Here is a 14,001-nt window from a genome sequence, read left to right as displayed (position 1 = left end):
GATGCTCGTCTCCTGTCGCCCGCTCACCGAGGCTCAGGCAATTGCCTTAGTACCTTGGGCCTCGGATCTGTCCAAGACTGAGCGAAGGAGCTCATCATGAGCGACGGAAAGAAAAAGCTTTCCTTTTTGACGGTCATTTCGACCATCATCTGCGTCGTCTTCGTTTGCGAGGCCGCCGCTCCTGCTGCTGCCATTGGCAACCAGCAGTTCTTCTGGTGGATCTTCCTGATCCTGACCTTCCTGCTTCCTTATGGCATGGTTGTTGCCGAGCTCGGCACCACCTATGACGGCGAGGGCGGCATTTACGACTGGGTACGCGATGGCCTGGGCGACAAATGGGGCGCCCGCATCTCGTATTACTACTGGGTCAACTACCCGCTGTGGATTGCCTCGCTGGCTACCATGTTCCCCGACATTTTGGGCATGGTCTTTGGCGTTGAGTTCAACTTGATCGCCAAGATGGGTATCGATCTTGCCTTTGTGTGGATCGTCTACCTCATGGGCCGCTCCAAGGCGGCCGACTCCGAGTGGGTCCTTAACGGTGGCGCCATCATCAAGGTCGCCGTCGCCGTTATCGTTGGCGCTTTGGGCATTTGGTATGCCATGGAGAACGGTTTTGCGAACGACATGTCCGCTGCCACCTTCCTGCCCGAGCTCACCAACACCAACGCTCTCGGTTACCTGTCGATCATCATCTTTAACTTCATGGGCTTCGAGGTCATCTGCACCATGACCGATGACATGGCCGATCCCGCTCGCGATATTCCCAAGGCTATCATCGTCGGTGGCCTGTCCATCGCCGTGATCTACCTGTTCGCTGGCTTTGGCATCGGCGCTGCTGTGCCGGCCGATTCCATCGACCCCGACTACGGCATGATTTATGCAGTCCAGACCATGGTGGGCGACTCCATGATCTTTAAGGTCATCTGCATTGCCTTCCTGATCACCCTGTTCGCCAACATGGCTGCTTGGTCCTTCGGCGTTAACTCCGTTGCTCGCTACGCTGCCGAGCACGGCAACATGCCCAAGGTCTTCGCCTCGATGATCTCTGATGACGACATGCCCAACGGTGCCAACCTGGTCAACGCCGTCGTTGCCTCCCTGGTGCTGTGCCTGCAGCTCGTTCCCATCGATGCCATCTCCAACGGCGTCTTCTGGATGCTCTTCGGCACCTCCGTCGTCTTCCTGCTGCTGACCTACATCCCGATGTTCCCGGCGTTCCTCAACCTTCGCAAGAACGACCCCGACCGCGAGCGCATCTTCACGTTCCCGTTTAAGGGTGCCATGATGAAGGTCATGCTGGCCATCCCTTGCATCGAGCTGATCCTGGCCATCGTTGCAACGCTGGTGCCGTTCTCTGCCGCTGAAATTGGCGACAAGCTCCCGATGATCGTTATCTTCATCGTGCTTCTGCTCATCGGCGAGGTTGTCCGCGTCGTCAGCGCTAAGGGCCGCGAGACCGAGTACAAGGGCCTCACTCCCGAGCTGGCAGCTCAGCGTCTCGCTGAGGAGGCCGCCGAGGCCGAGGAGAACTAGAGCACCCGGTTCTGGGGCTCCAACCCTCCTCGCGTACCAACGTGCGCTTCGTCGGGCTTGTCGCTCCCGACTCCAGGCACTCTAGCCTCTTCGAGGGCGTGCCCAAAGCGACAAATTTGCTCACTATTTCCTGGGGCGGGTGCGAGCGATAGCTCCGGTAACCACCGCCCGCCCCAACCTCTCTCTCGTATCCTTCGTGCGTTTGTCTCCACGCACTTGGTTACGTTGCCGCTCGTCGGTGCGGCTCCGTGAAAACCGGCACCGGGCGCCCCGACCTTTGCCGGGGGACGGGCGCCCACTATCTCTTGGTTTTAGGCTGCGGGTAATCCGCCCGCGGCAAACGATCGTTCGATTTGGAGGAAATCTTATGCGTACGATCACCGAGTCCGAGTCCACCCCCAAGGCCGACGGCTTCTTTATGCCCGCCGAGTTCGCCCCGCAGGATCGCGTGTGGATGGGCTGGCCCCACCGCACCGACACCTGGGCCCACGGCGCCAAGCCGGCTCAGAAGCAGTATGCCGCCATCGCCCGCGCCATCTCCGAGTTCACCCCGGTCTATATGTGCGCCAACCAGGTCGACTATGCCAACTGCAAGGCCGTCTTCGAGAACGACGAGAACGTCACCGTTATCGAGATGACCACCGACGACGCCTGGTTCCGCGACACCGCCGCCACCTACGTCATCAACGGCAAGGGCGAGAAGCGCGCCAACCACTGGCACTTCAACGCCTACGGCGGCCTCGTCGACGGCCTGTACTTTCCGTGGGACAAGGACGAGCAGATCGCCCTCAAGATGGCTGAGCTCTCCGGCTGCCGTCGCTATCGTCCCGACGACATGATCCTCGAGGGCGGCTCCATCACCGTCGACGGCGAGGGCACCCTTGTCGTGACCGACCAGTGCCTGCTTTCCCCGGGCCGCACCTGCTCTGCGGTTCTGGAGGAGGAAGAGGATCCCGAGTCCATCTGGCCCAAGTTCCACAAGAAGTTTGAGCCTTGGAGCGAGGAGCTTCGCGCCTACATGGACGAGCACCTCAAGGATTACCTGGGTGTCGAGAAGGTCATCTGGGTCAAGGAGGGCATCGACCCCGAGGAGACCAACGGTCATATCGACGACGTTGCCACGTTCATCGCTCCGGGCGTCATGGCCTGCATCTGGACCGACGATCCCGAGTATCCGTTCTACGAGCAGTGCCACGCTGCCTACGAGACCCTCTCCAACGCCGTTGACGCCAAGGGCCGCAAGATGAAGGTCTACAAGCTCTGCATGCCCGTGAACCCGCTGTTCATGGACCAGGCCTCCTGCGACACCATCGACGCCGACGAGAACGCCGAGCCGCGCGTCCCCGACGAGCCGCTGATCGCGTCCTACATGAACTACCTGGTCACCAACCACGGCGTCATCGTCCCGCAGTACGGCGACGAGAACGACCAGCTGGCCGTCGACACGCTCCAGAAGATCTATGACGAGGTCTGGGGCGAGGGCGTCTACAAGTGCGTCGGCGTCCAGTCCGAGCAGGTCGTCTTCGGCGGCGGCAACATCCACTGCATTACGCAGCAGGAGCCGTCCGCGTAATTGTCTGGCTTCCCGAGGCACGGCACCTTGCCCTTCAATCGTCGGGCATGACCCTTAAGGTCTATGCCCTCCTCTTTCAGGGCAATCTGCCGCACCTCGGAAACCCAGCCGATCAATCGGACAGTCGATGAATCGCACCGTGACCATCTCGGGGCATTGATGGTCGGTTTATTCGATGTCTTGGTCGGCTGGGTTTTTCTTTGGGCACTCCGTTGCCTCCACTTCGGAGTGCCCGCCTCTTTGATTGAGTACGCGTCTGATCTGGGATTTATTGCGGGTTAGGCCAATTGTTCGCTTGAATATCCCAGGTCAGACGCGTCTTCAATTGCCAAAAGATTCCGGTCGCAATCGCGGCCGTTTTGATCGGAGTATCTATGTACCAGCGTATCGTTATCTACACGCGCCTGTTCCGCGAGCGTTGGTCCAACAATTGCATCCTCTCTTCTCTTTGGGATGGCACCTGCACCGGTGACGCGGCCTGCAACCCTACCTTGGGCTGCGCCTTCGGTACAGATGCCATCCTTTTTGCTGTAGGGGGAGCGTGTCGTGGCAGGTAAAAAGTTCTCCCTGTTCGAGGTCATCCTCTCGGTTATCTGCGTTGTCTTTACCATCGAGGCGGCCGCTCCGGCATCTGCCATGGGTAACGTGCAGTTCTTCTGGTGGATCTTCCTCATCATTACGTTTTTGCTTCCCTATGGCCTGGTGGTGGCCGAGCTCGGTACGGCGTTCGATTCCGAGGGCGGTCTGTACGATTGGGTTCGCCTGGGCTTGGGCGACCGTTGGGGCGCCCGCTGCTCCTGGTGCTATTGGGTCAACTTTCCACTGTGGGTGGCAAGTATCGCCTGCATGTTCCCCAGTGTCATCAATGCGGTATGGGGCATCGAATTTTCGCTTGGGGTCCGAATTGCCATCGAGCTTGCCTTTGTGTGGGGCGTCACGGTCATGGCAATGCAGCCGGTGGCCGAGGCCGATTGGGTCATGGATGGCGGCGCCGTCATCAAGGTGCTCATTACCGCCGTGGTGGGAATCGTCGGCATCTGGTTTGCCTGCAATAACGGCTTTGCCAACGATATGTCGTTTAAGACCTTTGTCCCCGATCTGGGAGACACTAACTCACTGACGTATCTTTCAATCATCCTATTCAACTTTATGGGCTTTGAGGTGGTCGCGACCTTTGCCAGCACGATGAAGAACCCATCGCGCGATATCCCCAAGGCGGTTATCGCCGGTGGCGTTGCCATCGCGGCGATCTACATTATCTGTGGCATCGGTATTGGAGCCGCGGTTCCCACCGAGCAGCTTTCACTCGATTCGGGCATTGTGGACGCGGTTGCCGCCATGGTGGGGCGCGCTCACCCGCTGACGATGGTCGTGGGCGTGGCCTTTTTGGTGACGCTGTTCGCCAACATGATCTGCTGGAGTTTTGGCGTCAACAACGTGGCGAGCTATGCCGCGCGCCACGGCAACATGCCGCGCCCCTTTGCGCTGGTGTCCAAGAAGACCGGCATGCCCAACGGCTCAGCACTCATTAACGGTTGTTTTGCCAGCTTGGTGCTGCTACTTCAGATTCCGCTGGGCGAAGGTTCCGACGTCTTTTGGGTCTTCTTCTCGATGAACGTCGTCTTTCTGCTCATGAGCTATATCCCGATGTTCCCGGCGTTTTGGCGCCTGCGTAAATACGACGACCGCCCACGTGTGTTCCGCGCGCCCTTCGAGGGCAAGGTGCTTGCGGTAGCGCTTGCGGTGCCGGTGGTAGAGCTCGTGCTTTCGATTGTTGCGACAATCGTGCCGCTTAACAGCTCGCCCGCCGAGATGTCAAAGTTGCCGATCCTCATGGGTGTGGTGATCGGCGTGTTGCTGGGCGAGGTTTCGCGCCTCATATCGCGCCGCGGCCGCAGCATCGACAATCCCGGCGTTGGCGCAAGGGGGACAGGTCGCTTTGCGCCAAAACAGTAGCGCCGCGAGTTGTGCGGTGCTAGATGCATCTTGGATTACTGCTCACGCTGCTCGGGATCAGATGCGAGCTTGGGTGCAAAGTAGGGGACGTGGCCCAGGTAGGGGCAGCTGTCCGAACGCGCCTCAACGGCGCAGGGGACATCGTCGTAGGTCATGGAAGAACCGAGTCGGGTGATGGCCTTGGCGGCGGGCGCGACGAGCATCTTGAGCGGAGCGATCGGTGCCATGGCATCTCCTTTCATCGGTGAGACACAGCTTGTTTATCTAAACGATACAGTACGTTTAATCGGTGAGTCTAATCTTGCGGCAAAGAATCTGTCAACATCCTCACAGCATCTAGACAGGGGAGGCGGGCATGAGTTTCGCGTTCTATATCTACACCACGATTATCATGGGTGTGGCTCTGGTGACCAGTGCCGTGGCATTGGTGGTTTGGCTCATGACGCACCGTCGCGACAGCCTAGTGGCCGCGGCGGGCTTTTTGCTCTACATGCTCGATATGTCGGTCATCTTTTTTGACGAGTACACTCGGCTCAAATATGACTACGCCGTTACCTTTAGCGAGCCGCTGCAGCACCCCTTGCTGCGCTGCGTGCTCGGTATTGCCATCTATGCTTGCATTGTGCTGTGGATGTTTGCGCGCTTGCGCAAAAGGCCGACGTCGCGCATGCTCGGACTTGTTATCGTGCCGTTTTCAATCTTGCAATTGGTGCTGGTGCCTCGCAGCGGTGCTGCCGGAGAGATGCAGCAGTATCTCTTTTGGCTCACGCGTGACCTGGGCAATGTAGGATGTCTTGCCTATGCCGCCTGGCATTACCGGCACAGGGCCACGCGTGTTGAGAAACTCGACCTCGACCGCTCAAAGCTCTTTTGGAAGGTGGCACTCGTTCTTGCGTTTTGCGTAATCGCCGAGGACACCTACATGATTTTGCTCTGCCGCCCCGACTCTCAAAACCCCGTCATCAGCCTCTTTTTGTGGTATCTGTCCGAGCGCAATATCTCCGAAAACGTGCTGCTCGTGGCATGCGCGGTCCAACTCTTTTGCCAGTTTAGCCATATCCTGCGCGTGTATGCCCGTCATCCGCGTGCCGATGAGGACGTGGCGGCCGAGAGCGCACGCTCTGGGGACGATCTAGCATCACGCGTTGTGATCTATGCCGATGCCCGTAAGCTGTCGCGGCGCGAGCAGGAGGTGCTCACGCTGGTGCTGAAGGGCAACGACGCCCAAAACATCGCCAGCGAGTTGGTCATCAGCCCTGGCACTGTCAAGGCGCACTTGCATCGCATCTACGTTAAAAGCGGTGTCTCCAACCGAGATGACCTCATAGATGCCTTTTGGCGTTCCTAGTCCTATTCTTCCTTGCATGCGGGTCTTGCCGTGTGGGCGGGCACGCCGTTGGGCGTAATGACGCGGTAATAATCTCAGACAATAAACCTGCAGGTAAAGCGTGTAAACCTGCTTAAACTGACCGTTTGCGATCCCTGGCCTTGGCACGGATTTGCCCCTGTGTATCAATGGGTGTAGCGCGAAGCCGCGGACGTGGGACAGACGTCCGAGCACGGCTTGTAGGCACGCGCCGATGCGGGAGCGCTACGCTCCCAACCGAGTGCCCACGCGGGCGGTGCGTCCGCGTTGCAACCAAAGATGCCTGAGGAGGCTCACATGGACAAGGCTGATGTAGTTATCAAGAGCAACGCCGTCTTTACCGGCGATGGGCTCGAGCCGTTTAAGGGCGGCGTTGCCGTGCGCGGTGATAAGATTGTTGCCTGCGGTGACGATGCTCACCTGGCACCGTTTATCGGTCCCGATACCGAGGTGCGCGACTTTGGCGACCAGCTCGTCATGCCCGGCCTGATCGACTCACACACGCATTTTGCCCAGGGCGCGTTTATGACCGACCCCGATTTTGCCGTCAACCTCATCGACTGCACCAGTTTTGAGATGGCGATGGAACGTGTCGTGGCGTTTGCGGCCGACCATCCCGATAACGAGTGGATTCTGGGCTGCCAGATTATCCAGTTCCAGTGGGATGTCCCCGAGATGCCCACAGCCGCGATGATCGATGAGTACATCTCGGACCGCCCGGTCTTTCTGCAGCAGGTTGACCTGCATACCTTTAGTGCCAATACCTGCGCCATCAACAAGGTGGGAGTAACTTCGCAGACGCCCGATCCCGCAGGCGGCAAGATCCTTAAGGATGCCGAGGGCAATCTGACGGGCGTGTTTTCCAACAACGCCGGCGTCTTCTTTATGGACGAGGTCTACGACCCAGCGCCCGAGGTTGTTGACGCGTCGTTTGCAAAAACCGCCCGGCGCGCCAATGCCCTGGGAATCACTACGGTCGGCATGGTCAATCCTACGTTTGTGAGCATGGAAAACCCGTATGCGGTGTTGGCAGGTCTTAATGCCAAGGGCGACTTGCCACTGCGCGTGTTCCTGTACACCGATCTGTTCGAAAACGAGTCCTTAACGCTCGAGCAGATCAAGGAGAAATACGCCTTCTCGGGTACGCAGGTCGAGTGGCACGGCTTTAAGCAGTTTCTTGATGGCGTGTGCTCCGACCACACCGCTTGGATGCTTGAACCCTATAGCAATGCGCCCGATACCTGCGGTGAGCCCGCGGAGGATCCAGAGCGCATCCGTGCCGCCATTGTCAGGGCGCAGGAATGGGGCGTTGACACGCGCGTCCATACGATCGGCGATCGCTCGGTGCGTTTTGTGCTTGATTGCTTTGAGGAGGGCGAGCGCTTGCATGGTAAGCGGGGTTGCCGCCACTCCATGGAGCACAACGAGACGGTTCAGCCCGAGGATCTGCCGCGCTACGCGGAGCTTGGTATATGCCCCGGCATGCAACCGTGGCACATGCTGCTCGATATGGCTGACCTTGCCAAGGACGATGCCGTGGGCCCCGAGCGTGCAGCGCTTTCGTGGCCCCTGCACAGCCTGCTTGCCAGCGGTGCCGTGGTGCACTTGGGCAGCGACTTCCCCGTTGTGGGCTTGGAGCCCATGGAGGAGGTGTACGGCGCGGTCTTCCGCATGCTCGAGGACGGCTCCAACCCCGAGGGCTGGTTCCCCCAGGAGCGCATTACCATGGCCGAGGCCCTGCGCGCCTACACCTACGGCAGCGCCTACGCCATGCATGCCGAGGATCGCATCGGTACGCTCGCATGCGGCAAACAGGCTGATATCTGTGTGCTCGACCGCAACCTCTTTGACTGCGAACCGGCTGAGGTCCTCGAGGCCACGGCGTCTCTCACGATGATTGCCGGCAAGGTGGTCTACGAGGCCTAGCGGGGCTGCTGCATCGCTGGGCGGTGCCACAGCCTGTGCGTGCCGCCCATCCATTCATCCATCCATTCATCAATCTCTCATGGAAAGGGGAGAACAATGGCAGAAGAGACAACCGCCGCTGTTGAGGAGGAGCGTGAGCTTGCCTCGCAGCCGATTCCCGGCCTGGTGCGCAAGTACACCATCATCACCGGCCAGGGTATGCTCGCCCAGATTATCATGGTGGTCCTTGAGGGCCTCGTGATGGGTTGGGGCCTGGGTGCACACGGCCTGGCCTGTGTTTCGATCATCATGTCGGTCGAGTACATTAACCTGGCCTTTGGCAACCTGTTTGGCACCGGCGTGCCCGCCGTGGTGGGCAACCTTTTGGGTGCCGGCGACATTAAGGGCGCCAGCAAGGCGTTTAGCCAGGGTTTTTGGCTTACCACGATTGTGAGTGTGCTGCTTGCTGTGGTGATGGCTGTGTTTACCGAGCCCATCTGCGCATTCTTCGGCGCCACGCCCGACATCATGACCGATACCGTTGCCGGCGTGCGCACCTTCTCCGTGCTGCTGCCGCTCACGGTCATTGGTCAGATGGTCACCGCCGTCATGCGTGTGGACGAGAAGGTTCAGATCCAGGCCAACCTCATGACCGTGTCTGCCATCGTCGCTATCTGCTGGCTTGCGCTTTCCACGTTTGTGCTCAAGCTTGGCGTTATGGGAGCTGGCGTGTACTACGGTCTTTCCATCGGTATCTGGGCCATCGGTATCTTCTGGTTCATCGGCGGTAAGAAGTCGCAGCTCCAGATCAACGCCGCCGACCTCAAACTCGACATGGCCATCTGCGGCCAGATCATTAAGATTGGTTTCCCGTTCTTTTTGGTGCAAGCTGCCACGTTCATCTTCAACACCGTTGCCAACTCGTTGCTTGGCCAGCTCGGCGGCGACATGGGTTCGCTCTACATCGCGGCCTTTGGTGTGATCAACGGCTACATCCTCTACATTACCATGATGGTCGCCCAGTGCTTCTCGTACGGCCTGCAGCCCATTGCCGCCTTCAACGCCGGCGCCAAGGCGTGGGCGCGCCTCAAGGAAACGCTCTCCTGCACGCTTAAGTACCAGGTCGTGACGCTTGCTGCGGTGTCTGCTGTGCTATGGGTGGCCGCAACGCCGGTCTGCGCCTTTTTTGCTGGTAGCGACCCGGCGCTCGTCGAGGTTGCCGCCAACGCCACGCGCATCGTTATCCTGGCCGTGGCCCTGGGCTATCTTGCCATGACCATGTCGATGTACTTCCAGGCGGTTGAGAAGGTGGGTATCGCCACGTTCACCGGTCTGCTCCGCTACGTGATCTGCTCCGTGCCGCTTATGTACCTGCTTGGCAACATGATGGGCGTTCAGGGTGTCTGGTTTGCCTTGGTGGCGGCTGACGCCATCACTGGTCTTATCTCCATCGCCCTCGCCGTCCGCGAATCCAAGCGACTTGCCACGCTCTAGACTCGGACACGGCCGGCCCGCGATAGTCGAATAAGTCAACTCGCCTGCAAGCCACCGCAATGGGGACAGTTCCCATTGTGGTGGCTATTGTTATTTAGGGTCTGAGATTTCGGCTCTATAAATAACGTTTTTGAACTGGGCTACTATAAGATTGTGGAAAACACTACTACAAGATTATGGAAAACGCTACTGCGAGATTATGGCAAATGATACTATACGATTATGGTAACAGCGTTATAAGGGGCGTTGATATGGCCGAGTACATTAACAGGGATTTGCATGAGTTGCTCATTCGCATGGCGGGTTGGTTTCCTGTTGTGTCGTTGACGGGGCCTAGGCAGAGCGGAAAGTCTACGCTGGTTAGGCATGCCTTTCCCGACTATTCCTATGTCACGCTTGAGGACCCCCAAACGAGGCGCGCGGCCTTGGAGGATCCGGTGAGTTTTATCCGCAACCGAAAGGGCGGACTCATCATCGATGAGGCGCAATACGCCCCGGATTTGTTCTCGATGATCCAGGTTGTTTCGGATGAGCGGGGAGATGCCGGTCAATACATCCTTACGGGATCGCAAAACTTTTTGATGATGAAAAGCATCGGCCAGTCTCTTGCCGGGCGAGTCGGGATCTTAAAATTGCTGCCATTTTCGTTTCGAGAAGCGGAGAGGGGCCAGCAGGGGCAGTTGGAAGTGGATTTGTTTGCGCTCGAAGGGGGATACCCTCGCCTGCGTTCCGCCGGAATGCCGTCCTCGGTTTATTTCCCCAGCTATATTGATACCTATGTTGAGCGCGATGTTGTGGGCTTGCTTGACGTGCGCAATAAAGCGGAGTTTCATAAGTTACTGTCCATAATTGCCCAGAGCGCCGGTGCTCTCATTAATATATCTTCGCTTTCTCGAGATACGGGTGTGAACGTATCGACCATTAAAAGCTGGTTGTCTATCCTGGAGCAGAGCTACCTGACGTTTTCACTGCAGCCTTATTATGCAAATGCCAGGAAACGTTTGACTAAAACGCCCAAGCTTTATTTTTACGACACGGGGCTGCTCTGCTACTTGCTCAAAATTGGATCACTGGAGCAACTTTTGGAGAGCCCTTATCTGGGGGCAGTTTTCGAAAACCTCATCGTTTCCGAAACGGCGAAGAGCCATCTCAACGTGGGCGAGAATCCCGAGTTGTATTTCTATAGGGACGACGGCAAGCGAGAAATCGATTTGCTCGACTGCACAAACTCAGGGAGTCCCAAGGCTATCGAAATAAAATCATCCAGAACGTATCACGATAAGTACGCCCGCCATTTACAGGCTGTATGCGATGAGATCGACATTGCAAAAGATGCGCGCTATGTTGTGGCCCGCGTGGATTCAACGTATGAGTCGAAAGACTGTAGCGTGGTCTCGGCGCGTGATTGGCTTTTGCGATAACAAGTTCGGCGTATTAACAACTGCCGCGAAGGGTCCGGATCCCTTTCGCGGCGGTTTTTTGCCGATCCGGTGCGCCTCAGATGCAAGTGAGTAGACTTTTTTGGATTTACCGAGCACATCGCGACAAATGCTCGGTAAAACTGCAGGTCAGCGCTGTGGCGATTTGGCGTGTGCTCGGATTCCTGCAAAAAATCTACTCACTTGGTTTTTGCTGTTAGAAGGCCGCCGCGAGGGAAAGTAGTTCCCTCGCGGCGGCCTTGGTGTTTTCCCAGATAAAACCTGCCAAAATAAACCTGTCCCTTTTTGGCAGGTCTCTATTTGGTATGGCTGACCGGTTTGGGCTGTCTTGGAGAAAGCCCATGAGGCGGCACACAGGCTAATCCTGCGTGTCGCCTCCGTACATGTAGACGATAAAGCCGTCGCCGGTGTCTTGGCTGTGATCTTCTAGGATGCGCTTCATGTTGAGGTGCTCGTAGAACTGCCAGTCAGAGTTGCAGTCGCTCATCAGGAAGAACTTGGTGCAGCCTGCCCGGGCGAGCTCGGCGCGGGCAAGGTCGATGAGCGCGCGGCCGAGCCCTTTGCCCTGCCACTCGGGCACGATGATGATGAGCCCTGGGCATACTCATTGCCCGTGGCGGCAAAGCGGTCGGCCGTGGCCTTCTCGCGGCTGTCGCCAAAGAGCGAGCCCTCGAGCTTGGCGTCGGCGGTCTTTGCCATCTCGGTTGCCTGGGCGAACATCTCGTCGTAGCAGGGCACCCACGTGGGATTGGTACGCGGCTTGCCGTCCTCGAAGATGCCGATGCAGCAGGCGGCGATAATGCGGCCCTCGGCCTCGGCGACAAGCGCGATAGGTGAGCGCTGTAGCTGCATGGTGATGTTAAAGCGCGCGCAGAAATCGGCAGCTTCGACGTCACCGCGGTTGCGCAGCGTGTTGCACCACAGCTGGTTGTAGATGGCGGCGATGCCAGCCAGGTCGTCGAGCGTGGCGGCGCGCAGGGTTACGTTGTCAAGGCTCATGGAGGCTCCTTCCAAGGTGGGTCAGGCCACCTCTGAGTGTGACATGGGCGCGCCGTCGCCGCATCAATCATTCGGCAGACGAGTCCCGTTCCCTCGGGGACGGAGGAAAAGGGGCCACGAGCGAGGATTTTCGGACGCTTGCTCGACGAGAGTGGATAATCTCCCACTTTCAGCGCGATCCTAGGCCAAAAACGGGAGATTATCCACTCTCGTGGTAAGCGACCCGCGCGTTATCCATTCCCTTTTTGGTTGGTCGTGCTTGCACTTTAGCGTGCGACAGCGGATAATGCCGAGCATTCGACGATTCAAGCTTAGACTTCTTTGATTGAGGAGGCCCCGCATGGCCATGGAATTTAAACGCAGGCTGCCGATCCCCATGGAGATCCGCGAGGAAATGCCGCTGTCCGCTGAGCTTACTGCTAAGAAGCAGGCATTCGACGCCGAGGTCGCCAAGGTCTTTACCGGCGAGGACGCGCGCAAGGTGCTCATCATCGGACCGTGCTCTGCCGACCGCGAGGACTCGGTCCTCGAGTACATGAACCGCCTGGCCAAAACCGCCGAGGAGGTCAAGGACAAGCTCATCATCATCCCGCGCGTCTACACCAACAAGCCGCGCACCAAGGGCACCGGTTACAAGGGCCTGCTGCACAACCCCGATCCCGAGGCGCCCGACGATCTGCTCGAAGGCGTTAAGGCCATTCGCCACATGCACTTGCGCGTCATCGAGGAGACTGGCTTCTTCACTGCCGACGAGATGCTCTACCCGTCCAACTACCAGTACCTCGTCGACCTGTTGAGCTACGTCGCCGTGGGTGCGCGTTCGGTCGAGAACCAGGAGCACCGTCTGGTGTCGAGCGGCATTTCGGTGCCGGTGGGCATGAAAAATCCTACAGCCGGTTCCACTACCGTCATGCTCAACTCCATCTACGCCGCCCAGGCGCACCAGAGCTTTATCTTCCGCAACTGGGAGGTCGAGTGCGACGGCAACCCGCTCGCGCACGCCGTCATGCGCGGCTACATCGGTCTCGACGGTCGCACTTACCCCAATTACCACTACGAGCACCTGGAGCGCCTTGCCGAGCGCTATACCGAGCACGCCGGCTACGCCAACCCGGCGGCGGTTATCGACTGCAACCATGACAACTCGGGCAAGCGCCCGCTGGAGCAGTATCGCATCTGCAAGGAAGTGCTCGACAGCTGTCGCCGCAACGAATCCATCTCCAAACTGGTCAAGGGCTTTATGATCGAGTCCTACCTGGAGGATGGCAACCAGCCGGTCGACGGCGGCGTCTTTGGCAAGTCGATCACCGACCCGTGCCTGGGCTGGGAAAAGACCGACTATCTGATCCACGAGATCGCGGAGCGTGTTTAGTTACGCGGGTTTACCAACCCGCGTAACGGCTCGACGCTGCGCGCCGCCCAGAGCGACAATTTGTCATTCAAAAGGCAAGGCATGACCAGAAGGTCAATGCCCTGCCTTTTTCATGCCAACTTGTACGCTCTGGACGGCGCTCGCTGTCCGTCCTCTACCTGCGGAGTTGTCCTGCTCCAGGGCACTCATTGGGGACAGACTTAAATGAGTGCTCGCAGAATGAGAGTGGATAGTCTGCCGTTTATAAGTAGTTGTTGGGGACGTTCTTGTTGTTTGACTAGTCGTTTAAGAACGTCCATTACAGTCGAAATTGTCAGCCCGGGCCCGTCTCGGGCTACGATTGAGGCGCGCCCAGAACGGG

General features: G+C 58.3%; 12 protein-coding genes. 9 read left to right on the top strand and 3 right to left on the bottom strand.

Going from position 1 to position 14,001, the window contains the following annotated elements; all coding sequences use genetic code 11:
• Nucleotides 1-96 precede the first annotated feature (96 nt).
• The 4 genes from ACRX4W_RS06760 (at nucleotide 97) to ACRX4W_RS06745 (ending at nucleotide 5,065) form a co-directional block, all read left to right on the top strand.
• Nucleotides 97-1,536, top strand: coding sequence for an APC family permease (locus ACRX4W_RS06760; RefSeq protein WP_117774343.1), 1,440 nt, complete (start codon nucleotides 97-99; stop codon nucleotides 1,534-1,536).
• 367 nt (nucleotides 1,537-1,903) lie between these two features.
• On the top strand, nucleotides 1,904-3,109 hold the full coding sequence (locus ACRX4W_RS06755) for an agmatine deiminase family protein (protein ID WP_117635777.1): 1,206 nt from the start codon (nucleotides 1,904-1,906) through the stop codon (nucleotides 3,107-3,109).
• A 374-nt stretch (nucleotides 3,110-3,483) separates the two neighbouring features.
• Nucleotides 3,484-3,666, top strand: a complete 183-nt coding sequence (locus ACRX4W_RS06750; protein WP_147327489.1) for a hypothetical protein — start codon at nucleotides 3,484-3,486, stop codon at nucleotides 3,664-3,666.
• Nucleotides 3,656-5,065 (top strand): APC family permease, encoded by a 1,410-nt coding sequence (locus ACRX4W_RS06745; RefSeq protein WP_117774345.1) that lies wholly within the window; start codon nucleotides 3,656-3,658, stop codon nucleotides 5,063-5,065. Before ACRX4W_RS06750 ends, ACRX4W_RS06745 begins: the two co-directional genes overlap by 11 nt.
• Nucleotides 5,066-5,100: 35 nt before the next feature.
• Here ACRX4W_RS06745 and ACRX4W_RS06740 read toward each other — a convergent pair whose 3' ends face one another.
• Entirely contained in the window at nucleotides 5,101-5,292 is a 192-nt protein-coding gene (locus tag ACRX4W_RS06740; RefSeq protein ID WP_117774346.1) for a hypothetical protein, read from the bottom strand.
• A 128-nt stretch (nucleotides 5,293-5,420) separates the two neighbouring features.
• Here ACRX4W_RS06740 and ACRX4W_RS06735 point away from each other — a divergent pair, with 128 nt between their 5' ends.
• The 4 genes from ACRX4W_RS06735 to ACRX4W_RS06720 all read left to right on the top strand — a co-directional run bounded on the left by ACRX4W_RS06735 (nucleotide 5,421) and on the right by ACRX4W_RS06720 (nucleotide 11,251).
• On the top strand, nucleotides 5,421-6,413 hold the full coding sequence (locus ACRX4W_RS06735) for a helix-turn-helix domain-containing protein (RefSeq protein WP_117774347.1): 993 nt from the start codon (nucleotides 5,421-5,423) through the stop codon (nucleotides 6,411-6,413).
• 315 nt (nucleotides 6,414-6,728) lie between these two features.
• Nucleotides 6,729-8,357 (top strand): amidohydrolase, encoded by a 1,629-nt coding sequence (locus ACRX4W_RS06730; RefSeq protein ID WP_158550994.1) that lies wholly within the window; start codon nucleotides 6,729-6,731, stop codon nucleotides 8,355-8,357.
• A gap of 96 nt (nucleotides 8,358-8,453) precedes the next feature.
• On the top strand, nucleotides 8,454-9,830 hold the full coding sequence (locus tag ACRX4W_RS06725) for an MATE family efflux transporter (RefSeq protein ID WP_117774348.1): 1,377 nt from the start codon (nucleotides 8,454-8,456) through the stop codon (nucleotides 9,828-9,830).
• Between the two features lie 251 nt (nucleotides 9,831-10,081).
• Nucleotides 10,082-11,251: an ATP-binding protein gene (locus ACRX4W_RS06720; protein ID WP_197032249.1), complete on the top strand. Its 1,170-nt coding sequence runs from the start codon at nucleotides 10,082-10,084 to the stop codon at nucleotides 11,249-11,251.
• A gap of 376 nt (nucleotides 11,252-11,627) precedes the next feature.
• Here ACRX4W_RS06720 and ACRX4W_RS06715 read toward each other — a convergent pair whose 3' ends face one another.
• Together ACRX4W_RS06715 and ACRX4W_RS06710 are read right to left on the bottom strand one after the other, a co-directional pair.
• A complete protein-coding gene (locus ACRX4W_RS06715; RefSeq protein WP_158558647.1) occupies nucleotides 11,628-11,849 on the bottom strand; it encodes a GNAT family N-acetyltransferase in 222 nt (73 codons plus the stop codon).
• Nucleotides 11,756-12,268, bottom strand: coding sequence for a GNAT family N-acetyltransferase (locus tag ACRX4W_RS06710; RefSeq protein WP_117840477.1), 513 nt, complete (start codon nucleotides 12,266-12,268; stop codon nucleotides 11,756-11,758). Before ACRX4W_RS06710 ends, ACRX4W_RS06715 begins: the two co-directional genes overlap by 94 nt.
• A 340-nt stretch (nucleotides 12,269-12,608) precedes the next feature.
• Between ACRX4W_RS06710 and ACRX4W_RS06705 the strand changes: the two genes are divergently transcribed.
• Complete coding sequence (locus ACRX4W_RS06705) at nucleotides 12,609-13,640, top strand: 3-deoxy-7-phosphoheptulonate synthase (RefSeq protein WP_117635771.1); 1,032 nt, start codon at nucleotides 12,609-12,611, stop codon at nucleotides 13,638-13,640.
• Nucleotides 13,641-14,001: the final 361 nt, after the last annotated feature.

Origin of the sequence: Collinsella aerofaciens (assembly GCF_964283865.1) — a bacterium.
Taxonomy (GTDB): Bacteria; Actinomycetota; Coriobacteriia; order Coriobacteriales; family Coriobacteriaceae; genus Collinsella.
Note: the sequence above shows the minus strand (reverse complement) of the source record. Positions and strands in the feature narration are given on the sequence as shown.